The sequence below is a fragment of the Paludisphaera rhizosphaerae genome (assembly GCF_011065895.1).
Lineage (GTDB): Bacteria > Planctomycetota > Planctomycetia > Isosphaerales > Isosphaeraceae > Paludisphaera > Paludisphaera rhizosphaerae.
Genome location: NZ_JAALCR010000013.1, coordinates 172,530 through 195,567 on the forward strand (window position 1 = coordinate 172,530; position 23,038 = coordinate 195,567).

The 23,038-nt window shown below is 66.1% G+C and carries 15 protein-coding genes; 8 read left to right on the forward strand and 7 right to left on the reverse strand.

The genetic code is table 11. The annotated features are described in order from the left end of the window. The first annotated feature begins 77 nt into the window (after window positions 1–77). Window positions 78–2,051, forward strand: coding sequence for a hypothetical protein (locus G5C50_RS18180; protein WP_165071634.1), 1,974 nt, complete (start codon window positions 78–80; stop codon window positions 2,049–2,051). Between the two features lie 15 nt (window positions 2,052–2,066). Here G5C50_RS18180 and G5C50_RS18185 read toward each other — a convergent pair whose 3' ends face one another. From G5C50_RS18185 to G5C50_RS18195, 3 genes are read right to left on the reverse strand one after another with little or no spacing between them, the layout of a single operon-like run. Further along, a complete protein-coding gene (locus G5C50_RS18185) occupies window positions 2,067–4,787 on the reverse strand; it encodes a heparinase II/III domain-containing protein (protein WP_165071635.1) in 2,721 nt (906 codons plus the stop codon). Window positions 4,788–4,803: 16 nt separating this feature from the next. Continuing rightward, a complete protein-coding gene (locus tag G5C50_RS32960) occupies window positions 4,804–6,540 on the reverse strand; it encodes a tetratricopeptide repeat protein (RefSeq protein WP_165071636.1) in 1,737 nt (578 codons plus the stop codon). Beyond that, a complete protein-coding gene (locus G5C50_RS18195) occupies window positions 6,537–7,517 on the reverse strand; it encodes a YybH family protein (RefSeq protein WP_206107756.1) in 981 nt (326 codons plus the stop codon). Before G5C50_RS18195 ends, G5C50_RS32960 begins: the two co-directional genes overlap by 4 nt. 225 nt (window positions 7,518–7,742) lie before the next feature. On the opposite strand from G5C50_RS18195, the gene G5C50_RS18200 reads away from it, so the two are divergent. Then, window positions 7,743–8,162: a secondary thiamine-phosphate synthase enzyme YjbQ gene (locus G5C50_RS18200; protein ID WP_165071638.1), complete on the forward strand. Its 420-nt coding sequence runs from the start codon at window positions 7,743–7,745 to the stop codon at window positions 8,160–8,162. 115 nt (window positions 8,163–8,277) lie between these two features. Here the strand turns inward: G5C50_RS18200 and G5C50_RS18205 are convergent, their stop codons facing one another. Continuing rightward, window positions 8,278–9,447, reverse strand: a complete 1,170-nt coding sequence (locus G5C50_RS18205) for a CAP domain-containing protein (RefSeq protein ID WP_165071639.1) — start codon at window positions 9,445–9,447, stop codon at window positions 8,278–8,280. Between the two features lie 550 nt (window positions 9,448–9,997). Here G5C50_RS18205 and G5C50_RS18210 point away from each other — a divergent pair. The 4 genes from G5C50_RS18210 to G5C50_RS18225 all read left to right on the forward strand — a co-directional run bounded on the left by G5C50_RS18210 (window position 9,998) and on the right by G5C50_RS18225 (window position 15,708). Continuing rightward, on the forward strand, window positions 9,998–11,821 hold the full coding sequence (locus G5C50_RS18210) for a phospho-sugar mutase (protein ID WP_165071640.1): 1,824 nt from the start codon (window positions 9,998–10,000) through the stop codon (window positions 11,819–11,821). 60 nt (window positions 11,822–11,881) lie between these two features. Next, the gene (locus G5C50_RS18215) at window positions 11,882–13,216 is read left to right on the forward strand and encodes a UvrB/UvrC motif-containing protein (protein WP_165071642.1); all 1,335 of its coding nucleotides are present in this window, start codon (window positions 11,882–11,884) and stop codon (window positions 13,214–13,216) included. A 374-nt stretch (window positions 13,217–13,590) separates the two neighbouring features. Further along, window positions 13,591–14,097: a response regulator transcription factor gene (locus G5C50_RS18220; protein ID WP_165071644.1), complete on the forward strand. Its 507-nt coding sequence runs from the start codon at window positions 13,591–13,593 to the stop codon at window positions 14,095–14,097. A gap of 255 nt (window positions 14,098–14,352) precedes the next feature. Continuing rightward, entirely contained in the window at window positions 14,353–15,708 is a 1,356-nt protein-coding gene (locus G5C50_RS18225) for a sn-glycerol-1-phosphate dehydrogenase (RefSeq protein WP_165071645.1), read from the forward strand. Window positions 15,709–15,714: 6 nt separating this feature from the next. Here the strand turns inward: G5C50_RS18225 and G5C50_RS18230 are convergent, their stop codons facing one another. From G5C50_RS18230 to G5C50_RS18240, 3 genes are all read right to left on the reverse strand, one after another. After that, window positions 15,715–18,801 carry an efflux RND transporter permease subunit gene (locus G5C50_RS18230; RefSeq protein ID WP_165071647.1) on the reverse strand — a complete coding sequence of 1,029 codons (3,087 nt, stop codon included), beginning with the start codon at window positions 18,799–18,801 and terminating at the stop codon, window positions 15,715–15,717. A gap of 73 nt (window positions 18,802–18,874) precedes the next feature. Next, the gene (locus tag G5C50_RS18235; RefSeq protein WP_165071648.1) at window positions 18,875–20,437 is read right to left on the reverse strand and encodes an efflux RND transporter periplasmic adaptor subunit; all 1,563 of its coding nucleotides are present in this window, start codon (window positions 20,435–20,437) and stop codon (window positions 18,875–18,877) included. A 117-nt stretch (window positions 20,438–20,554) separates the two neighbouring features. Then, window positions 20,555–21,076, reverse strand: coding sequence for a hypothetical protein (locus tag G5C50_RS18240; RefSeq protein WP_165071650.1), 522 nt, complete (start codon window positions 21,074–21,076; stop codon window positions 20,555–20,557). Between the two features lie 142 nt (window positions 21,077–21,218). Between G5C50_RS18240 and G5C50_RS18245 the strand changes: the two genes are divergently transcribed. Both G5C50_RS18245 and G5C50_RS18250 read left to right on the forward strand, forming a co-directional pair. Then, window positions 21,219–21,896 carry an HAD-IB family phosphatase gene (locus G5C50_RS18245; RefSeq protein ID WP_165071652.1) on the forward strand — a complete coding sequence of 226 codons (678 nt, stop codon included), beginning with the start codon at window positions 21,219–21,221 and terminating at the stop codon, window positions 21,894–21,896. Further along, the gene (locus G5C50_RS18250) at window positions 21,896–22,945 is read left to right on the forward strand and encodes an iron-containing alcohol dehydrogenase family protein (protein ID WP_206107757.1); all 1,050 of its coding nucleotides are present in this window, start codon (window positions 21,896–21,898) and stop codon (window positions 22,943–22,945) included. Before G5C50_RS18245 ends, G5C50_RS18250 begins: the two co-directional genes overlap by 1 nt. The last annotated feature ends 93 nt before the right edge of the window (window positions 22,946–23,038 follow it).

The following is a 23,038-nucleotide window of genomic DNA, read 5'->3' on the forward strand; positions in this document are numbered from 1 at the left end:
GTTCGTTGCCCCTCGGGCTACCGCCCCGTATAAGAGTGGGACCTCTCGGCTCGACACACCCTCGTCGGAGCACGCCCTTGCGAATCAGGACACCGCTCGCCGCCCTTATCGGGGTCATGCTGACGACGCCTGTCAGCATCGCGCAGGCTCAAACGTACCCTCAGCTCATCGCGACTCAATACGCGAAGGGGACGCCGCTTCCGGAGGGAGCCGCCCCCCCCGCGCCGACCTTCGGCGAGGTCGATCGGTCCAAGCTTCCCGAGGGAGCGAAGGTTCTCGCCGCGGCCCGGGCGGCCGACGGCGCTCTTTGGGTCGCCACCGACGCCGGCCCGTTCCGGTCGACGCTGACCGGCTTCCAACGGCTGGATATTGGCCCTCGCAATCCCGAACCCGGGCAACCTACCATCAACTGGAACACGAGGGTCCGGACGTTGACGGCGGATCCGCTGGGCCAGATCTGGGTGGGGACGGATCGAGGCGTTCTCATCGCCGACGGTCGGCAGTGGTGGCAAAACCTCGGTCGCCTGGACGGCGTTCCTTACGAAGCGATCAACAGCCTCCATCTCGCCCCCAACGGCGACCTCTGGGCCGGCACGCCCGAAGGCGCCTGGCGGCTCCGCGACGGCCGGTTCCGCTATTTCTGGGGGCGACGCTGGCTCCCCGACAACGACGTCCAGTCCGTCTGGACCGATGCCAAGGGCCGCGCCTGGTTGGAAACGCGGACGGGGATCGCCTGCATCGAGGAGCCGCCGACGACCCTCGCGCGAAAGGCCGCGCACTTTGACCAGATCCGCGAGGGTCGCCACGTCCGCCGGGGCTTCGTTGCGGCGGTCGAGCTGACCGAACCGGGAAAGACGGACGGTCCAACCGTCTTCGACGTGAGCGACAACGACGGCCTCTGGACGGCAATGTACGTCGCGGCCGAGTCGCTGCGGTTCGCCGCGACGAAAGACCCCGTGGCACGGACCCAGGCCAAGCGGTCGCTCGACGCGATCCTCGACCTGGAGCGTCTCTCAGGCATCCCCGGATTTCCAGCGCGAGCGATGGTCACCGACGATGAGATCGCAACGGGCGTCCATGGCTACAGCACGACGTCCCGCGTCAACGCGGTCGGCGAGACGGCGAAGGTCTGGTACCGCTCGACCACGACCCCTGGGCTCTGGTGCAAGGGAGACACCAGCAGCGACGAGCTCGACGGCCATTACTTCGCCTGGTACCTGTACCACGACCTCGTCGCCGACGCCGCCGAGAAGGCGGAGATCGCCGCCGTCGTTCGTCGCGTGACCGACTGGATCCTCAAGAACGACTACACTCTGGTGGACCACACCGGCCGGATGACCCGCTGGGGGATCTGGCGGCCGGAACTCATCAATCAGGATCCGCTCTACCACGACCTCCGCGCGCTGAACTCGATCGAGATCCTGATGTTCCTGAAGGTCGCCGAACATATCACGGGTGACGCGAAGTACGCCGAGGCGGCCGACCGGCTCATCAAGGACCATCATTACCTGCTCAACTCCCTACTGATGCGACGCTACGAGGGAGGGCGCTGGGCGGATATCAACCACTCCGACGACGAGTTGCTGTACCTGTCGTACTACCCGCTCCTGATGCTGGAAAAGGATCCGGCGAAGCGTCGAATCCTGGTTCAGAGCATCGCCCGGACCTGGGAGCCGATCGACGGCGAGCAGTCCATCCGCGCCGAGCGGAGCCCCTTCTACAACTTCGTCTACGGGGCGACCACGGGGAATCGCTGCGACGTCGAGGACGCCCGCGAGACGCTCCGCGACTGGCCCTGGGATCTCGTCTCCTGGACGACGAAGAACAGCCAACGTCAGGACGTCCGCCTGCGTCATGAGCCGGGCGCCCGACGCGTTAACGCTTCCATCGACCGTGTCCTCTCGCCGGCCGAGCGCAGCCAGGCCCGCTGGAACTCCGACCCCTGGAAGCCCGACGGAGGGTCCGACGGCCGCCGAGAAGACGACGGCGTCGCCTGGAGCCTCGCCTACTGGCTGGGAGTCCATCACGGCTTCCTCTCGCCGACCGAGTGAGCCGCTGCCCGTTGGTCAGGGAATCGTCCGACGGGTCGCCATGGTGGCGATCTCGAAGCGGTTGACCCCGGACCAGGTGCGGGAAGGGAAGTAGCATTGCCGGCTCTTCCCTTCCCCGTCGATCTCAATCGCCGGGTCGTCCGCCAGGACGAGGACGGGTTTCCCGTCCTGTTCGGCCACGCCCGTCACCTCGTGCCCTTGGGTGAAGCCCTCAGGATCGGACACGACGAGGGTTCGACCCTTCAGAAAGCCAGCATCCGGTAGCGGACTGTCGACGATCAAACCGTCCAGAACGGCTCCTTGGGCCTTGCGGAGGACGCCCACGACCTGGCCCCGAACGATCCCCTGGCCGTCGAGTTGGCTCCCTCCCGATGAAAGCCGGGTTCCGCCGATCAGCGTCATGCGTTCGATCGCCCCAGCGCGTTCGCGGACGAACCCGACACGCCCCTGAAGGGAACGGTCCCCGTGGCGGATCGTCGAGCCGACGGGGTCGGCGGCGATCAGGAGCGTGTCGACGCCCCCCTCCCAGGCGACTCGAACGACGACGTCCCCAGGACTCCCCTCGTCGGGCGTCAATCGCTCGACCGATCGGAGCAAAGGCTGGCCGACCGTAGGCTCGAACACATGTATGAAAGTGCTTGAGAGGTCCGAGCCTTCGCGGCGTTCGACCAGCATGGGCATGGTGTATCGATCGAGATTGGCGTCGTCGGAGCCCGCGCGACGGATTGAAGGGCCCCGAGCCTTGAGGATCTCCGTCCCAGGTTCGGGCAGGCCGTGGATTCGCAGCTCGCCGGTTGTCGGAGCCTCGCTCGTGAATCGGGCCGTCCAGTTCCCCGACGGACGCATACTGGCGACGTCGCGAACGAACGCGTAAGCGATGTTCCGCCCCTCGGCGTCTCCCGGAACGCTTTCTCCGGTCGGCAGCCGAAATCGGACTCCGGGCGGCAGCAGGGTGTCGCCGAACCGCGTCGACGGCAGGTCCACGTCCACAGCGCCGTCATGGTCGGCGTCGCCGGCGAGGACGTATTCATGGAGCTTGCCGCCGACGACGCGGAAGACGTCGAGCACGTAGCTCCGGTTCGGCTCCGTCTCGACGAGGAGGAGCATCCGTCGATAGTCGCTCGTGATCTCCGGATAGGCTCGCGGGGCGGCCGCCTCGACGATCTGCAGGCCTTCGCCGTTGGGAACGAAGAGCCGAAGAGCGCCGTCGTTAGGCCGGCGGGCCGACCCGGTCGCCTGCTCGCGCCCGTCGACCATGACCGTGTTGTGCGACAGCGTGCTCTCCCCCCAGACTCGGTAACGCGTGTGCGTATAACCGACGTCGGAGAGCCGCTCGGCCCCGCGTGCGAAGAGGGTCAGGCTCAGAAGATCCTGGTGCTGATGACCATAGCCGCCGGAGAAGTGGAGATGCGCCTGGGTCTGGTCTTCGCCCTGGCCCATGCCTAACCGAGCGTGCCCGTAGCCCGAGAGCAGATCCGGCCCCGTGGCCGTCGTCGCAGGCCCCTCGATGCGACCGGCCCAGGTGTCGTGGATCGCCACGACGCGGCCATCAGGGTAGCGCAGCCTGCCCGGCAGAGCGCGAGCCTTCGCCAGGAGGGGAAAACGATTCAGGAGATCGAGGTCGTCGAATCGGCTCCCGTCGCGAGGGTGATGGTAGTTCGGGGGATCGGTGTACCCCTTCAAGGAGTTGGCCAGTTGGAGGAGCCCGCCCACGGACTGGTTGTGATAGCTGACGGTTCCCTCGCGCCACATACCATCGGAGTAGAATTGTCCCTCCGCCAACGCGTCGATTCGAGAGACGGCGTCGTGGATATAGTCGGGTTCGTTGAGAACCTTGCCGGCCGCCACCAGGCCCCCGATGAGCCTGGGATCCATATTGCTTCGAGCGGGCGGGAAGCCGCGGACGAATTCGACGCTGGCGCGGAAGAAGTCGTTCTCAATGCGACGCGCCACCTCGGCGTCGATCTCTCCGCTCGATCGGATCCGCCCGTAGGCCTGGATCAGCGACTCGGGGATGTCCATGTACGCCCACCACGACCATTTCGCGGCCCGGTAATCCGAGACCGGGAAGGGGTGGCGTTGGCTGCCTGGGAAAAGGTGCTTCGGGGTGAACGGAACGTCGTAGTGCACGCAATAGCCGGGATAGACCTGCGCGAAGCGGTCGATGATCAGCGCCGCCCGCCGGGCGTAGGACCGATCGCCCGTCTGAGCGTAGAGGATCGAGAGGTCGGCGGCCGCCCCAGCGAAGTACTCGCGCGCCAGGAACCAGCCTTTCGCTCGGAAGAAATACCGGGCCCCTCGTTTCGGGTCCGGCTCGATGACCTTCCACCCTGATTTCGGAGGAGGATCGGGCGATTCCCAGCAGGGGTATTCCTGGACCTGGCCCCGTGGGTTGACGACCCGAACGACCTGGTTCTCCGGGAACTTCTCGTTGGGAAACTGCATGCGGCAGTATCGGCAATAGACCTCGTCAGGGCGGTCGAGAGTCCAGTCGAGTTGTTCCTCCTGAGTGCCGCCTCGGCAGTTGGGGCACCCGACGAAGTGGAACCCCGCCCGGTCGGGGATCAGCCGCAGCAAGTCGGGCTCGGAAAGTTGAAGGACGGGCGCGAGTCGAGCTTTGAGTCGGTCCGCGTCGGCTGATCGTCGCGAGGAGGGTTGAGCCCACGTCGCGGACCCAGGCGCCCCGATCACGAACAGCATGACCAGGCCGTTGACGACATATCGCTGAAGGATCACGCAAACGCCCTTTCCACTAACGAGAGAAGCTCAAACCCGGATCAGCGGGTGCGGCGCCGACGACGTGGAACGCGAGGTGGCTCGCGTCCGTCCAGTCCACTCGGCCGACGAGCGCAGGCCCAGCGTCCTGGACGAGCGTCAGGAGGCTGTCGCCATAGGTGTAGGTCCCGGCGAACTTGTGGACGTTCGCCCCCTGGGTCGCCGTCCACTCGAACCGGCCTCCGGGCTGGATCGTCAGGGACACGCTAGCGTCGGGTCGGGGTTTCGCCGTCCAGGAGCCGTCGAGCGACGCACCGGCGGGAGGAGGAGAAGCGGCGGGTAGAGTCGTCGGAGCGGTTTCGGCCGTCGCGGGAGGCGACAGCTTGGCCACCAGGCTCGCGGAAAGCGAGTCGTCAGGCCGCAGGGCCACAACCTCCTTGAGCACCTTCACCGCCGTCGGGATGTGGCCCTGGACGAGGTAGTGATACGCCAGGACGAAGCGATCCGACGCCGACCGCGGGTCTTCCTTGTAGGCGGCCTCCAGGGCGCGAAGCTGCGTCGTGTAAACCTCAACGTCGGGGTAGAGCCCGATCAAGGTGGCCCAGTCCCAGCCGGGGCCGACCGAAAGGACGTCGTAGAGCACGGCCGCCGCCTCGTCGTACCGCTTCAGGGCGAAGAGACAGAGAGCGCGGAATTCGTGCAGGGCGGTGTCGTTCGGCGTCAGTTTGAGGGCCGTATCCGACTGCTGCAACGCCTGGTCGTAGGCCCCGTCCAGGAAGGCCGCGCGAGCGGCGTCGAAGGCGGCGAGCCCCTGGTTCGTCGCGTCGTCGGCCGCCGGAGCGGTTCCGGTGTCGATCGGTTGCGAGTAGTCGTAGACGGGAGCCGCGGCCGCGACGTAGTAGGGGTTGGCGTAGCCCATGTATCCCATGTCGTAGAGCGAGGAGCCCATGCCCCAACTGGCCAGGCCCCACCCCAGTCCGAGGCCGGTCATCATCCCCAAACCACCCCAGCCCCATCCGCCTCCCCAACCCCAGGCGGCGTCGTTATGGCCGTTCCAGTAGCCGTGGACCCAGCCCGAGTGATAGGCCCCATAGGCGTTGTAGCCGTAGGGCCGATACCCCGAGGCTCCATAGGCTCGGCCTCCTTCCGCCGCGAATCCGCGAGGCCCGGATGCAACCGCCAGATTCGATCGCCCGGCGACCGCATTGCCTCCCGGCCCAACCGCCGCGCCGGCCCGGCCGACGTCGGTGAACGATCGCCCGCCTGGCGTCGTAACGCGGACTCCGCCGGCCCCACCAGCGGCCTCGCCGCCGCGAGGACCCTCCGCGGCGCGTCCGGCCCCGGCGTAACCGACGGAGCCTCCGCGAGCCCCGGTGTATGAGCCGGCGGCAAAGCCGGAACCAGCGCGTCCGCCTCCGAACCCCTCCCCGAACTCGCCTCCTCGTGCGGACATCCCGCCGGCGTAGGGGTTGTAGCCTCGGAACGCCGAGCCGCCCCGATCGAACGTGCCCACCGAGCTGAACGATGGACTGCGTCCGAAGGATGCTCCCCCGAATCCTCCTCCGTATCCGCCTCGATAACCTCCTCCGAAGCCCCCGCCCCCATAACCGCCCCGGAAACCGCCGCCCCCGAAGCCTCCTCCTCGGAACCCACCGCCGCCGCCTCGAAAACCGCCGCCGCCGCCGAATCCCCGGGCGAAGACGATCCCGCCCGCGGTCGTCGCGATCAACAGCCCGGCCAACCACCGACACAGGTTCGATCGAGTCGTGATCATCGGGGCCTCCGTTCGTCGTTGCCGACAGGAGCGGTCGGGGCGGGGGATGGGGCTGGTCCCACGCCCGAAAGAGGCGTGGGTGGAGTACGGGTCAGGATCGATTCGACCTCACCCGGGATGGTGCGACCGTCGACGACATGATCGACGAGCGACCAGCGGACGCGGTCGGGCCGGAGCCGGACGAGGATTCTCGTCGATGAGGCCGTCGCTCCTTCGGGACGGACGCCCGATTGCTTGATCACCCAGCGGTCGCCGTCGCGGCTCCAGCGTCCTTCGCCGAAACCTCCCTCGGAGTCGAACTCCCAGGATCGGAACTCCTTCGCCACGGGATCCCAGCCCACGCGTTGGGTGACGCTCAGCACGACCTTGCCCGCGTGCTTCTCCGTGAACTCGCGGAGAAGGAAGTTTCCGTCGGGCGACCACCGGCAGGTCACCCGCGTTTCCGACTCCGGACCCGAGTCCAGCCACTCGCCCAGCATCCATTCAAGCTCTTTGAGTCGCTCACGGGGCGAGACGAGCTCGTCGTTTTCCTCCCGAACACTGGCGATGAGCCAGGAGCCTCCCCGTTTGACGTAGAGCACGGTGTAGAACCGCGGAACGGTCTCACCGGAAGCGAGCCGAGTGATCGACCGCCCTTCCTCCTTAACGACCTCCGGGGTCAAAGGGCGGATCGAGGCGATCTCCAGGTTGAGCTTGGCGCCTTTCTGATCGGCGAATGTGTCGGCGAAGCTGCGTTCGATGAGGGGCCGGCCCGAGTACCTGGCACCATCGGCCTCGAAGACCTCGGCGTCCTCGGTGAACCTCGTGGCGAGCGCCTTGGCGTCGCCCGCGTCGTAGTCGCGGACGAACGCCGCGTCGACAGCCCGGATCTCGGCCTCGACGGCGGAAGCCGCCGGCGGCGATTCCGCCCGAGCAGCCATGGCCGAGGTGGCTAGACAAACGAAGGGGACCGCGAGCAAGCGCGCCGAAGGTGACACCATCGTTCCTCCCGAGCCGCGTTGGAGAGCATGAGGCAATCACTGTGACTCTAAGCCGACCGCGGTGCGTTTCCAACAAGCTGGGACGGCGGGCGATGGGTTTGCAGCCCCGAGTTTGGGTCCGATAATGGACCTTATGTTTATTTCCGGAGGCCGGAACCGTTTCCAGCATCCCCCTGGCTGCTCAATCGGACGAGTCGGCCTCGATGACCCCTGGAGTGCGAAGTGATCCACCAGCAGACTCTAACGATCTCCACTCGCGGCCGAGGGACGATCGAGATCACCGGCGAGCTCGAGCGGATCATCGCCGGCTCGGGCGTTCGGACGGGCCTTTGCAACGTCTTCATCCAGCACACGAGCGCCTCGCTGATCGTCTGCGAGAACGCGGACCCGAGCGTCCGCCAGGATCTGGAACGGTTCGCGGCCCGGCTGGCGCCCGACGGCGATCCGATCTTTCGCCATACCCTTGAAGGCCCCGACGACATGCCGGCCCACGTCCGGTCGATCCTCACGCAGACGGCCCTCACGATCCCCGTCGCCGACGGGTCGCCGGCGCTGGGAACCTGGCAAGGGATCTTCGTCTGGGAGCACCGAACTCATCCGCATCGACGATCGGTGGTCGTCACGGTCCTCGGCGACGACTGACCGTGGATGCATGTTCGAAAAATGAACCACCCCCCGACGATCCCCAGATTGTCGGGGGGTGGTTCGCTGCGGCCCACGAGGTGCGGGCCGACGTTCGAGGCCGACGAGCGGCTAATTAGTTCGATCGGGCCTTCCAGGTCGTCCAGGCGGCCATGGCGGAGGCGGCGACGTCCGGCCCCTTCCAGTTGCTCGGCGTGAAGACCGCCATCTTGGAGCTGCTCGCCGTCGAGGAAGAGACCTGCGCGCTCATGACGGTCGGGGCGACGGCGACCGGAGTCGGGGTCGGCGTGACGGCGACGGGAGTCGGGGTGACGGCGACGGTCGAGGCCGAAGCGGACGGAGTCGACGCGGCGGTTCGCATGGTGGCCGCACTCAACGACCGGCCGTCCCAGGAGTTGCTGGTGACGAAGTCCTGCTCGACGTTCTGGTTGGAGATCGTGACGTTCACCTGCTTGATGACGACGTTGTTCTCGCTGGCCGTGACCTGATACTTGCCGGCCGAGAGGGGCATCTGGTATCCGCCGGAATCCCAGGTCTTGGTCGAGCTGGTCGCGCCGGTGGCGAGGTTGGTGGCGTCGATCTCGACGCTCCCCTGCCCTTCGCCGGCGCTGTAGAAGCCGTCGCTGTCGTCATCGCTGTAGACGACTCCCAGCAGTTGCGGGGTCGCGGAGGCGCTGCGGCCGAAGTCCTGCGTGATGAGAACCGGCCCCACCTTGCCGCTGGAGGACTTGGCGACGCCGACGCCGACGTCCGTGAAGGAGTTGTCGGCCGAAACCCCCGGCTGAAGCAGGTTGCGGCGATGGCCCGCGTCCGAGACGCCCCAGTCGTAGAGGAAGGCCTGCATGGCGTTGTCGACGCTGTCGGCGTAGGCGAAAGCGTTCTCGCCGGTCGAGGTGGCGTTATAGCCCGAGTTGGCGATCCGGTCGTCGGCCGAGGAACCGTCGGAGCCGGTGTGCGACTGGTACTGGTTCGCCGCCATGTCGTCGCTGTGGGCCTGGGCCGCATCGGCGAGGTCCGCATTCCAGGCGACCGGCGGCAGCGGGTTGCTCGAGGAGATCGTGTTGAGGACGCTGTTGACGTCGACGTTGAAGTGCTTGAGCGTGTTGGACACGTCCGAGCCGATGTTCTTCGACAGCCACTGGGCCGCCAACTTGGGGGTGGTCCGAGCCATGTTGATCAGCTGGAGGGCGAGCTGCTGGTCGTTGCTGGGGGCGGCCGACGAGAGGAGCTGGCGATCTTCGAGATTCTCGAAACGCAGCGATCGTCGTGACGTCGGTCGAGCCATCCTGACCTCCCTGTCTATCGGCTGTCGGCGAGTCCTCTACGACTCGACCGGTTTCGGCGATCATCCGTATCCGCCCTATAGATCGTGCCGAACGACTGTAACGACTTTAGTGAAAAGAGCTGATTCACTGATCGTCGTCTTGGTCGCGGCGAAGAGTGGATTGAGCAAGGTGCGTGCCACAACCAGGAAAGGAACTGCTCGGGTTTCTGAATATCGCCATAACCAACCAATCGAACTGGATTTCCGTCGTCCGGGTTCGCCGCAAGTCACGCATTCGGGTCACGCGCCTTTTCGGTGGGACTGCGAACAGCCCCCGTTTCCTGTCAAGTGGAACTTACAAAACGGCTGTTCTTACAAGCCTCGGCCGGTGCTGGAAATCACGGAAAGTTTCGCTCAAGAATCGACTTGCGCCGACCGGAGCGACGCCGCGCGACGGCCTTGTCGGGTCGCCGTTTGCTTGTCGATCGGGGCGTTTCCGATTAGCCTTGAAGGCCGTCGAGCCGGGCGCCGGGGGCGTCCGCGAGTCCGCACTTGAGGGAGCCTTCCTGAGATGAGCACCGTGGCCGCCGCGCTGGCGAAGATTGAAGACGCCGAAAAGGGGGGCCAGCTGTCGAAGTCGGCCGCCGCGGGGATCCGTAGGTGGCTCGAAGAGGCCCCGTTCGCTCAGTATCGCGAGAAACTCCTCGGCGAGATCGAGGCCGGCCGCTGGAAGCAGTTGGACGACGCCTTCTACGCCGTGCTGGAGTTCGGCACGGGCGGCCGGCGCGGGATCATGTACCCCGTCGGGACCAACGTCCTGAACGCCCGAACGATCGGCGAGAGCGCCCGCGGCCTGGCCGACTTCGTCCGCAGGAAGAAGGGCGAGGGCGCGGCCTGCTCCTGCGTGATCGCCCGCGACACCCGTCACAACTCCCCCGAATTCGCCGAGATCTGCGCCCGGGTGCTGGCGGCGGCCGGCGTGAAGGTCCACCTGTTCAAGGACGCCCGTTCGACCCCCCTGCTCTCCTTCGCCGTTCGCCACCTGAAGTGCGACGCCGGCATCATGATCACGGCCTCGCACAACCCGCCGTCCGACAACGGCTTCAAGTGCTACAACGCCGAAGGCGGCCAGGTCGTCCCTCCCGACGACGCCGAGATCATCAAGTGCGTTGAGGCCGCTTCCGACCGCGAGATCCCCGAGAAGTCGCTCGACGAAAGCCTGAAGGACGGCTCGATCGTCTACGCCGGCTCCGATGTCGACGACGCCTACATCGCGGCCGTCGTCGGCGAGTCGGTCTCCCACGCCCGGGGGATCTCGATCGTCTACACGCCGTTGCACGGCGTCGGCGAGACCTCGGTGGCCGCGGCACTCAAGGCCGACGGCTTCATGGACGTCAATATCCTGGCCTCCCAGCGCACCCAGGACGGTGATTTCCCCAACGTCCCCGGCCACGTCTCGAATCCCGAAAACCCCTCGGCCCTTCAAGCGGCCATCGACGAGGCCCGAAAGACCAAGGCCGACCTCGTCCTGGCGAGCGATCCCGACGCCGACCGCATCGGCGTGGGCCTTCCCAAGACCAGCGACCTGGCCGGCGAGTGGCTCACTCTCGACGGCAACCAGATCGGCGCGCTGATGGCGGCCTTCGTCATGAAGCAGACCGCCGACCGCGGCCGGCTGCGGCCCGATCACTACATCGTCACCACCCTGGTCTCCACGGGAATGACCAAGGCCCTGGCCCGTCGCGAGGGGATTCGGACCGAGGACGACCTGCTCGTCGGGTTCAAGTGGATCGCCCAGCGCGTCGATCGCGAGGGGCCGGCCGGCTTCCTCTTCGGCTTCGAGGAATCGCACGGCTACCTCAAGGGGGTCTACGCCCGGGACAAGGACGCCTCCGTCGCCGCGATGCTCTTCGCCGAGTTGGCCGCCACCTGCAAGGACCGTCGGCAGTCGGTCGTCGAATACCTGGACGACCTCTACGTCGACGTCGGGCACTACGGCGAGCACCTCATCAACAAGACCTACAAGGGCCGCGAGGGCGTCGACAAGATCAAGTCGATCATGAAGGCCTTCCGCGAGGCACCTCCCAAGACCATCGCCGGTCTTAAGGTCACCGAGGTCTTCGACTACAAGACCCATGAAGTCCGCAGCCTGACCGGCGGCGCGACCTCTCCGCTGCCCGAGCCTTCGGGCGACCTGGTCATCTTCCACACCGAGCGGGAAGGCGTCCGCTTCGCCGCGCGTCCCTCGGGCACGGAACCCAAGATCAAGTTCTACCTCTTCGCCCGGACCCACGTCACGGGCCCCGACGCGCTCCCCTCCGCCAAGGCGGAGACTCGCGCCGTCCTTGACCAGATGGCGGCGGACATCGAAAAATATCTTGAGGAGGTGGCCTGACACGGCGACCCGGCGGAAGGACCGCCCGGACCGCAACGGCCGTCGCGACAGGGAGTCCTCATGTCTGAGCCCAAGAAGGCCGAGGACGCGCTTTCGCCCGCCGAGAAGGTCCGGGGGTTCCCCAACACGCCGGGGGTCTACCTGATGAAGGACTCGCAAGGGCGAGTCATCTACATCGGCAAGGCCAAGAACCTTCGCGCCCGCGCCGGATCGTACTTCCACAAGGCGGCCGAGCAGGACAAGCGGATCGTCAACTGGATCGGCGAGGTCGCCGACATCGATCACCTCCCCGCCGACAGCGAGGTGGACGCCCTCCTGATGGAGGCCCGCCTCATCAAGGACATCCAGCCCCGGCACAACAGGGACCTCAAGGACGACAAGTCCTTCCCCTATCTCCAGATCACGACCGGCGAGGATTTTCCCAGGGTCAACTTCACCCGCGAGCCCCTGGACTCGGGCGTGAAGCTCTACGGGCCCTTCCCGCGAGCCAAGAGCCTGCGGGGGGCCATCCAGGTGCTCCAGCGGATCTTCAAGTTCCGCACCTGCTCGCTCGACATCGACGAGGACGACCCCCGTTGGCGCTGGTTCCGCCCCTGCCTGCTGGCCTCGATCGACCAGTGCACCGCCCCGTGCAACATGCGGATCGACCGCGAGACCTACCGCCGCGACATCCACCGGCTTCGCCTCTTCCTCGACGGCAAGAAGGACGTCCTTCTCAAGGAGATGAACGAGGAGATGCGCGAGGCGGGCAAGGCTCTCCAGTTTGAGAAGGCCGCCCGGATCCGCGACGAGATCAAGGCCCTGGAGAACTTGAACCTCCGCGGCGACCTTGCCAAGCACGCTCAGCCTGAGGTCTTCTACATCGACCCGCGCAAGGGTCTGAAGGGTCTGAAGCAGGTTCTGCACCTGGATTCCATGCCCCGAACGATCGACGGCGTCGACATCGCCCACCTCGGCGGTACGGAGACGGTCGGCTCGCTGGTGACGTTCGTGGACGGGCTCCCCTTCAAACCGGGCTATCGACGCTATCGCATCAAGAGCGTCAGCGGCATCGACGACTTCGCCTCGATCCGCGAGGTCGTCTCGCGCCGGATCGACGGCCTCCGCGAGCGCGACGAGCCGTTCCCGGACATCTTCCTGATCGACGGTGGCAAGGGGCAGTTGAACGCGGCGCTCGACGCCTTTGAGGCCAAAGGGGTGACTCCTCCCACCCTCATCTCGCTGGCCAAACGCGAAGAGGAAATCTACGTTCCGGGCCGATCCGACCCAATCGTCCTCCGTCGCCGGTCTTTCGCACTTCGCCTTCTCCAGTACGTCCGCGACGAGGCCCACCGTTTCGCCCAGCATTACCACCACATGCTCCGCAAGAAACGCGTCCTCGGCGACGACGAGTGAGCCCGTGCGGGTTCGTTTGCGGCAGCCTGAAACCGAAGCCATCAGACGCAACCTCTTGACGCTCAGGAGGTTGATGCGAGAATCCCGCCCCTCGCTTTGGGTTTGATTGGCGGCTTTCGTCGTGGTGGTCATGGCCTGCCTCGGCCCCAAATCCAACTTATGCCGACAATCCAAGCACCTCGCTCCACCTAGAAGTTACGACCCATTTGTCAATTCTGGCGGGGAGAATCGGCATGGCCCGGATTGGAGGGTTCGACTAGACTCCCCGCGCCCGGCTCCAACCCGGGCGGCGTCGAAGAAGATGGAGTCGTCGGCCGACTGGGATGGATCCCGATCAGGCCTAAGACCCCGCCGCCCTCCTCCGGAGAGACCCCATGAGCAGGGATGCGCTCGGGAGATTACTGCTGGTCGAGGACGAACACGTCCTGCGCGGGCTCGTCTTCCAGTTCCTCAAGATGGAGGGCTATGAGGTCGAGGCCGTCGCCGATGGACAGGCCGCCGTCGACATCTACGCCGCCCAGGGCCCGTTCGACGTGGTTCTGATGGATCTGAACCTCCCCGTCGTTCCCGGCGTCGAGGCTTGCCGTCAGATCAAGTTGATGGACCCGAGGCAGCCGATCCTGGTCTGCAGCGCGGCGATCCTGGAATCGCACACCGAGGCTCTCCACACGCTCGACGTCCATGACACGCTCGGCAAGCCCTACCATCCCGCCGAGTTGACGACCCGGATCCGCATGATCATGGCTCGCCCCCGACGACAACCGGTGGTCGACGACGCCCTTCGCCTCTCGTGGCGCTCCCACGTCCATGCGCACGCCCATTCTCCGTCGGCAGCACGGTCAGACGTCTCCGCGTTCTTACCCGAAGGACCGGTCGAATAGGACGACGAGGATTCGGTCGTAGCCGACAGGTGCTCTGGCGCGGCTCGCCCGGACTACTCGTCCTCCTTGTCGACAAGCTCCGATGAAAACCACCGTGGTGCCGAGGACGTACTGGCGAGCGGGCCATCGCCCGCCGACTGCGCGACCAGCGGACTGACGTCTCCTTGGCCTCCCCTTCCAGGCTCCTCCAATTGCCCCCCGGAGCCGGTCCTGGGAGAATGGCGAGGTTGACGTCTGTCGCTACGGAGTCGCTGCATGTCTGCCTCGTCCGGTTCCACCACCGCTCTGCTGGAAAAAGCCCTTCGCGCAGCCCGCGACACCCGTCGCGCGATCGTCGGCCGAGCCGTCGTCTCGCAGGCGCCCGGTCCTTTCGCCGCCGAGTTCGGCGATGCGTCCGCCGTGCTCGTGTCGGATCTCAACACGTTCAATGCCGCCGGCCGAACGGTGCTCGACGCTTTCCGCCGAGAGGGGCTCGCTCTGGCCGAGCCGTTTCAGTTCGGAATAGACGTCTACGCCGGGTATGACGACGTCGAGAAGTTGGAAGCCGCTCTGGCGGACGTCGACGCCATTCCCGTCGCGGTCGGTTCAGGGACGATTAACGACCTGACGAAGCTCGTCGCCCATCGTTTGCGACGTCCCTACATGTCCGTGGCGACCGCCGCCTCGATGGACGGCTATACGGCCTTCGGGGCCTCGATCACCCATAACGGCTCGAAGCAGACGTTCGACTGCCCTGCCCCGCGCGTCGTCGTCGCCGACCTCGACGTGATCGCCCACGCTCCGGCTCCGATGAACTCATGGGGATACGCCGACCTGTTGGCGAAGAACGTCGCCGGCGCGGATTGGATCCTGGCTGACGCCGCGGGAGTCGAACCCATCGACGCCGACGTCTGGGAGACGGTCCAGGGCAGGCTCCGCGAGTGGGTGGGAGATCCGTCCGGGATCGCCCGCAACGATCCCGAGAGTGTGCAGGGGCTCGTCGACGGTCTCCTCATGAGCGGCTTCGCGATGCAGGCCCACCAGACCAGCCGGCCGGCGTCGGGCGCCGATCACCAGTTCAGCCACCTCTGGGACATGCAGCACCACACGTTCGAGGGCGTCGCTCCCTCGCACGGCTTCAAGGTCGGCATCGGGACACTCGCCTCCCTGGCCCTGCATGAAGACCTGCTCGCGCGCGACCTGCGAGACGTCGACGTCGACCGGGCCGTCGCTGCCTGGCCAGTGTTCGAGCAGGTCGAGCGCCGCATCCACGACCTGTTCGGCGACGAGTCTCTGGCCGCGAAGGCCGTGAAGGAGACGCGAGTCAAACACGTCCCCCCCGACGAGCTGCGCGAGCAGTTGCTCCAGCTCAAGGCGGTCTGGCCCGAGCTTCGCAACCGGCTGAAGAACCACCTGATCCCCTCGGCCGAGGTCCGATCGATGCTCCGGGCCGCGGGCTGTCCCACGCGACCAGAGGAGATCGGGATCTCCCGGGAGCGTCTGCGCGTCTCGTACGACCAGGCGTACTACATCCGGAGGCGATTCACCGTTCTGGACGTCGCCCGGCGATTCGGGATCTTCGACGACGCCCTCGATCGGATCTTCGCCCCCGGCGGAGCCTTCGCCCCCTGAGGTCGCTCAAGCGGCCTCGTGGTGGATCTCCCGAGGAGCAAACCACGGGTAGATCGCCGGCAGGACCAGCGAGGTCAGGAGCGTCGAGGTGAACAGGCCGCCGATGACGACGGTCGCCAGCGGACGCTGAATCTCGGCGCCCGGAGTCGTCGCCAGGGCCATCGGGATGAACCCCAGGCCGGCGACCAGCGCCGTCATGAGGATCGGCCGTAGGCGAACGATCGAAGCCTCGCGGGCGGCTTCGTGCGTTTCCATCCCTTCGGCCCTGAGATGTCCCACAGCACTGACCCAGACCAGGCCGTTGAGCACGGCGACGCCGAAGAGAGCGATGAACCCGACGGCCGCCGAGATCGAGAACGGCAGGTCTCGCAGGGCCAGCGCGAACACGCCGCCAGTCGCCGCGGTGGGGACGGCCGTGAAAATCAACATCGACAGACTGATCGATTTGAACGAGCTGTAGAGCAGCAGGAACAGCAGGACGAGCGCCACCGACGCGACGATCAGCAGGCGTTTCTCCGCCGACTCCAGATGCTCGAACTGGCCTCCCCAACGGACCATGTAGCCGGGAGGCATTTCCACCTGCTCGGCGACGGCTTTCTGCGCCTCGTGAACGAACCCGGCGAGGTCGCGGCCTCGGACGTTCACGCCGACGTAGACGCGCCGGGAGATATTCTCGCGTTCGACCTCGCTCGGCCCCTCCTCCAGGGAGATGTCGGCCAGGTCCTTGAGTGGGATGGGCCGACCCATGGCGTCGATGATCCGGATCGAGCCGATGCGGTCGGCGTCGTTCCGCCACGAGACGGGCAAGCGGATCTGCAACGGGCGGCGGATCTGCCCTTCGAACACAGTCCCGACCGTCGTCCCGCCAAGAGCCGAGACCACGTCCAGCACGTCCGATCCCTTGATCCCATACCGCGCGAGTTGATCACGACGGACGGCGATCTTGAGGATCGGCAACCGGCCGGCGGAGGGCACCTTCACGTCGTGCGCGCCCGGGACGCGGGAGAGGACCCGTTCGACCTCCGCCGCCTTGTGCCGCAGCACGTCCAGGTCGGGCCCGTAGATGAGGGCGGCGACGTCGCTCTTGACGCCCGCCACCAGTTCGTTGACTCGCATCTCGATCGGTTGGCTGAAGCCGAATTTCACGCCGGGGACGTTCTCGGCGAGGACCTTGTCCATCTCCTCGATCAGCGAGTCGCGGGTCACGCCAGGCCGCCATTCCTCGCGGGGCTTGAGCATCGTCCAGACGTCGGTCTGATGGACGCCCATCACGTCGTTGGCGATCTCGGGGCGGCCCGTCTTGCAGTAGACGGTCCTCACCTCCGGGAACTGCTCCAGGAGCTTCTCGATCTGCGTCGAGACCACGACGGCTCGCTCCAGGGGCGCCGACGGGATCTGGACGGCCTCGATCAGCAGATCTCCCTCGTTGAGCTTGGGCATGAATTCGGCCCCGAGGTTCCAGGCGACGGGGACGCTCGCGGCGACGAGTACCAGCGCGGTGCCCATGGCGACGACCGGGCGTTTCAGGAAGAAGTCAAGGATCGGCGTGTAGACCCGCTTGAGCTGATGGATCAGCCAGAGTTCCTTCTCGACGGGCTTGGCGCTCAGCCCCAGAGCGGCCATCACGGGCATGAACGTCAGCGAGAGGATCAGTGACCCGGCCAGCGCGAACACGACCGTGAGCGCCATCGGCCGGAAGAGCTTCCCTTCCTGACCCTGGAGCGCCAGGATCGGCAGATAGACGGTGGCGATGATGAGTTCGCCGTACATGGTCGGCTTGCGGACCTCGACGGCGGCGTCGCGGACGATGTCTTCCTTGGGCCGCGTCCCACCTTCGTGGGCGAGGCGTCGGACGCAGTTCTCGATCATGATGACGCTGGAGTCGACGATCAGACCGAAGTCGATCGCCCCCAGGCTCATCAAACTGGCCGAGATCCCCGTCAGATACATCACCTCGGCCGCGAAGAGCATGGAGAGCGGAATCGCCAGCGCGACGATCAGGCCGCCGCGGAGGTTCCCCAGCATGGCCAGCAGCACGATGATGACCAGCACGCCGCCTTCGGTCAGGTTGTGAAGGACGGTGTCCAGCGTCTCGTGGATGAGGTGCGTGCGGTCGTAGAGGGGTTCGATCGTCACCCCCTTGGGGAGCGACTTCTGGATCTCAGCGATCTCAGCCTTGACGTCCTCAACGACTCGACGACCGTTCTGACCGATCAGCATCATGACCAGGCCGACGACGATCTCCCCCTGTCCGTCGCGCGTGGCCAGACCCGACCGGATCATGGCCGCCGGATGGACCGAGGCGATGCTGCCGATGGTCACCGGCACCCCTTCGCGCTCGTCGATGACGATCGACGCAATGTCCTCGATCGACCGAGCCTGACTGACGCCTCGGATGTAGCGAGCCTCCCCCTCGTGGACGAGATAGCCGCCGCCGACGTTGGCGTTGTTCATCTGGAGCGCCTGGAAGACGTCCGTCATCGACAGGCGGTATTCGCCCAGTTTGTCGGGGTCGACCTCCACCTGATACGTCTTCAGTTCGCCGCCGTGGGCGTTGATCTCGGTGACGCCGGGGACCTTCCTGAGTTGATACGAGACGAACCAGTCGAGGATGGACCGCAGCTCCATTGCCGAGACTGACGACCCCGCCTCCGCCTTCACCTGGAACTGGAAGACCTCGCCGAGCGCTGTGGCGATCGGCCCGAGCGTGGGAGAGCCGTAATTCGCCGGGATCGATTGTGCGGCGCGCGGGATTCGCTCGCTGACGAGCTGACGGGCCCGCAGGATGTCGGTCCCTTCGTGGAAGACGATCGTGACGACCGAGATTCCGAACTTGGAGACCGAACGAATCTGCTCCACGTCCGGCAGACCGCTCATGGCCGACTCGACGGGGAACGACAGAAGCGACTCGACCTCCATCGGCGAGAGCGCCGGCGCCTCGGTGATAACCTGCACCTGGACGTTGGTCAAATCGGGGATGGCGTCGATCGGCAGGCTGAGCGCGGCGTGGCAACCCATCGCGGCGACCAGCACCGTCCCCACCAATACGAAAAACTTGTTCTTGAGTGAGAAATCAATGATGGCGTTGAGCATGAAAGTCCGAGCGACCTCCGAAAGGCGGGGTTGAGAAGGAACGATCGACGACGGCCGCGAACGGCCGGGCCGGTCAGTCCTCGTCCCCCTGAGACTGGAGGATCAACTCGCTCTTGAGGTCGAACGCCCCTCGGGCGACGACGACGTCCCCTTCCTTGAGCCCGGACTTGATCACGACGCGATCGCCCAACTCGCGGCCGGCTTCGATTGGGTGCAGAACGAAGGAACTCCCCTCCTCGCCCGGCGAGGCCGCGGCGACGGGTTGGAAAACGGCCTGACGCCCCTCGACCTCGACGACCGAGGCGTGCGGAACCGTCAGAACAGGCTCGCTGGCCGGTCCGTCGAAGAGGATGCGTGCGAACATCCCGGGCCGAAGCTGGCCGTCGGCGTTTCCGGTCCTCGCCAACAGCGGCACGGTCCGCGTCATCGGGTCCAGGATCGCCCCGACGGAAAGGACCTTGGCTTCGAAGATCCGGTCGGGATAGGCCGCGGCCGTCAGTCGGACCACTCCCCCCTCGATCGTGGGGATCTTGGCCAGATCCGATTCGGGGATGCTGGCCGTGACCCAGACGTCCGTCATGTCCGCCACGACGAAGAGGATGTCGATCGGGTTGGCGCTCTGGCTGGGGACGGCCGACTTGATGATGATCGTGCCGTCGAACGGTGCGACGATCGGGTAGGCCGTGACGTCCTCGTCCTTGGCCGCCTTCTGCGCCTCCTCGGCGTGATCCAGCAGGCTCTGGATGTTCTCGTCGACCCCCAGAATCCGAAGCCGGTGGCCGGCGTCGACGACGGCGGACTCCGCGAGCTTCAGCGCCTGATCGGCCAGACGCCGCTGCTGCTCCGCGTCGAACTTAACCTGTTCGATGGTCGCGAAAAGCTTGGCCTGCAGACCCTGCCTCGTGTGCTTGGCGAGGATCGCGGGGTGTTCGCCGATGACTTCCTTGCCTCGGAGGGCAAGCGTCTTCTCTTCCTCATGAATGGCGATGTCGAACTCGGAATAGGTCTGCAGCAGGAGGGCGCGGAATGAGCCCAGGGGCTTATTCGCGTATTCCTTTTCCAGAACTTCCGGGTCTACCCCCTTGGCGATCTCGGGGACGAGCTTGGCGACGGTGTCGGCGACCTGGTTCTTCCACTCGGCTTCGATCCGCGCGGTGAGCAACTCGCGCTGGCGGGCGCGGAGGTTGAGACGGGCGGTGCCGACGTCTGGGCTGTCCAGAATCGCCAGCATGTCCCCCTTCCGGACCTTTCGGCCAAGCGTCACGCCGACCTCGCGGACGATCCCCGGCGCTCGCGAGCGGACCTCCACGCGGCGGTCGGCGTCAACCTCGATCCGTCCGGGTACACCAAGTTCCGTTGGCAGCCGTTCGGTCCGAACGGCTGCGGTGGCGAGATTGACCGCCTTGAGCTTCGCAGCCGAGAGCGCGACCGTGCCGGGGGCGGGACCGCTCGGCGAGGGCTCGGCGGCCGCCGTTGCGGCGGAGTCGTCCGGGGCGCCGCCCAGGCGACTGACATGCGCGGGAATGTCAATGGCGAGATAGGCGATCAGGGCGGCCAGCAGGCCACCGGCCGCCATCCAGGGGATCCGCGACCAGACGCGACCCCCGGTCAAGGAACGAGCAAGCGCAAACGACATGGACGTAAACTCCGCTGGAGCGATCCGTGAAACCGTAAATACCGGAACCGGACAGGCGTGAATCCTCGTCCCTCGCAACGGCGAGGAGACGTGAATCGGCCCGACGAGCCGGGGGTTTCAGCAGTTCCAGCGGGCGAGGCGCGCGAGCGTTCCGACGGACGAAAGCCCGTCGTTCGGCGCGCAGAGCGACCAACGCAACGGGGGATCTGATCTGGCGTCGAGGTCAACCCAAACCGCCATGTACGGCGTGGCGACGATCTCATCGTTCAGATCGAGGCGCAGGTCGCGCACGCGATATTCGGCGACGATCAGGGGGGTGGGGGCCTGGCCCGCCCGGTTCAGATCGCCGTCGTCGGCGTGGAAGGCCGGCAGCGTGCGGCCGGCCTGATCGGCGGCGGACGTGTCGAGCGACCTGGGGGGCAGCCAGTGCCAGTGCAGCACGGCCACCGCATCGCCTTCGCCGGCCTGAGGATGCCACCTCAGAAGATGGTCGTGCTGAGGGCAGACCTGCCCGACAGCGTGGCGGTGACGGACGACGTGAAAATCGGCCTGCGGCAGCGGGACCTGGAGCAGACTGGGAGCGAGCAAGGCAATCGCCAGGATGCGAGCGATCAGGCTTGTCGGCCGATTCCGCCGCATAAAAGCCCGCCCTCTCCTCGCCAAAGGAACTCTCCCACGCTGATCGCCCTTGGAGGTATTATGAAAGCCTGAACGAACACGGTCAAGTCGACGAGCCCAACGCTCGGCGGCGCGTCGTCAACCACGCCGAGCCCGGAAGATCATGCCTCACGAATCGCTCCGCCACGCCTCCCTCCTCGTCACCGATTTCGACGGCACTCTGACGAAGGACGATTTCTACCAGCTCGCCATCAAGGAGTTGCTCCCAGACGACGTCCCCGACTACTGGGGAGACTACCGCGCCGGGAGGCTGACGCACTTCGAGGCGCTTCGGGACTACTTCACCCACATCCGGAAGGATGAGAAGACGGTCCTCGACGTCGTCCACCGGATGGGGCTGGAACCCCAACTGGCCGATTGCCTTCGCGAAATGGACTCCGCCGGCTGGGACGTCGTCGTCACCTCCGCCGGCTGCGCCTGGTACATCCAGATCCTGCTGAACGAGGCGGGCGTCGACATCCCCGTCTATTCCAACCCGGGCCGGTTTGTGGAAGGCAAAGGCCTGCTGATGGAGCCTCCGCCGCCAGGGCCGTATTTCTCCCGCGAGTTGGGCGTGGACAAGGCGGGCGTTGTGCGCGAGGGACTGCGCCAGGGCAAACGCGTCGCCTTCGCCGGCGATGGCTTCCCGGACCAGGAAGCCGCCGAACTCGTCCCGGCCGACCTCCGCTTCGCTCGCGGCGACCTGGCCAAGGTGCTCACCGAGAACCGTAAGGGCTTCATCCCCTACAAAACCTGGGCGGACGTGGCCCGGCATCTCTGCGGCCTTCCGGGGAAGCCCTGATGATCAAGACGCAGATCGCCATCCCATCGCTCGTCCGCGTCAAAGCCGGCGCACTCGACCGCCTGGGAATCTATCTCAGGCGCAACGAACACCGGCGGGCGATGGTCCTGGTCAGCCAGGGGATGGTCCCGGTCTACGTCGACCGCGTCCGAAAGGCGCTTGAGTCCGAGGGAATCGCCTGCGACGACTGGGTGGAGGTCGCCGACAACTCGTTCGAGAAAGCGGCCGAGCTGTTCCAGGGGGTGAAGAAGGAAACGAAAGCCGTGATCGGACTGGGGGGAGGCAAGGCGCTGGACGTCGCCAAGTACGTCGCCTTCCTGGCCCGGGTCCCCTACTATGCGACCCCCACGTCGCTCTCCAACGACGGCTTTTGCAGTCCGCAGTCGAGCCTGACCATCCAGGGCCGCCGCCGTTCGCTGGCCGCCGCGCTCCCCTTCGCGGTGGTCGTCGACCTGGAGGTCTGCAAGGACGCCCCCAAGGCACTCTGGCTTTCCGGCGTCGGCGATCTGGCCTCCAAGATTACGGCCATTTTCGACTGGAAGCTGGCCTTCCACGCCGTCGGCGAGCCGGTCGACGATTTCGCCGCCCTCCTGTCGGACGCGACCGTCTACCAGTTCATGGGCCAGCCCACGTTCGACATCGCCGGCGCACGCTTGTTGAGCACCTCGCTCATGTTCAACGGAATCGCCATGGAGATCTGCGGCTCCTCGCGACCCGCCAGCGGCAGCGAGCATCTGATCTCGCACGCTCTCGACTCGATCTCGAAACGGCCCCGATTGCACGGGCTCCAGGTCGGTGTGGCGACCTACCTCATGAGTCTTCTCCAGAACAACGAAACGGCGCGACTGGATCGCCTGTTCGACGAGACCGGTTTCTGGGACGCGATCCGGGCCGACCGCTTCTGTCGCGACGAATGGGCCCAGGCGATCCGCCTCGCCCCGTCGATCAAGGACGACTTTTACACGGTTCTGTCTCAAGACGGAGCCGTTGAACGGGCGATTTCCCTCCTGAACGACGACGGCCGACTCCGCGAGTGCTTTGCAAGCTGATCGCGGAAGTGCGAATGAACCGCCCACTGAGATTGACACATCGCGCAAGATAGGCAAACTATCCCGCAGCCAGACCGACGTCGGATCGGATCG

Bases quoted from the DNA above. Each gene is read 5' to 3' on its own strand.
- G5C50_RS32960 (WP_165071636.1), bottom strand. From the start codon at position 6,540: ATGATCACGACTCGATCGAACCTGTGTCGGTGGTTGGCCGGGCTGTTG.
- G5C50_RS18205 (WP_165071639.1), bottom strand. From the start codon at position 9,447: ATGGCTCGACCGACGTCACGACGATCGCTGCGTTTCGAGAATCTCGAA.
- G5C50_RS18210 (WP_165071640.1), top strand. From the start codon at position 9,998: ATGAGCACCGTGGCCGCCGCGCTGGCGAAGATTGAAGACGCCGAAAAG.
- G5C50_RS18215 (WP_165071642.1), top strand. From the start codon at position 11,882: ATGTCTGAGCCCAAGAAGGCCGAGGACGCGCTTTCGCCCGCCGAGAAG.
- G5C50_RS18220 (WP_165071644.1), top strand. From the start codon at position 13,591: ATGAGCAGGGATGCGCTCGGGAGATTACTGCTGGTCGAGGACGAACAC.
- G5C50_RS18225 (WP_165071645.1), top strand. From the start codon at position 14,353: ATGTCTGCCTCGTCCGGTTCCACCACCGCTCTGCTGGAAAAAGCCCTT.
- G5C50_RS18230 (WP_165071647.1), bottom strand. From the start codon at position 18,801: ATGCTCAACGCCATCATTGATTTCTCACTCAAGAACAAGTTTTTCGTA.
- G5C50_RS18235 (WP_165071648.1), bottom strand. From the start codon at position 20,437: ATGTCGTTTGCGCTTGCTCGTTCCTTGACCGGGGGTCGCGTCTGGTCG.
- G5C50_RS18240 (WP_165071650.1), bottom strand. From the start codon at position 21,076: ATGCGGCGGAATCGGCCGACAAGCCTGATCGCTCGCATCCTGGCGATT.
- G5C50_RS18245 (WP_165071652.1), top strand. From the start codon at position 21,219: ATGCCTCACGAATCGCTCCGCCACGCCTCCCTCCTCGTCACCGATTTC.
- G5C50_RS18250 (WP_206107757.1), top strand. From the start codon at position 21,896: ATGATCAAGACGCAGATCGCCATCCCATCGCTCGTCCGCGTCAAAGCC.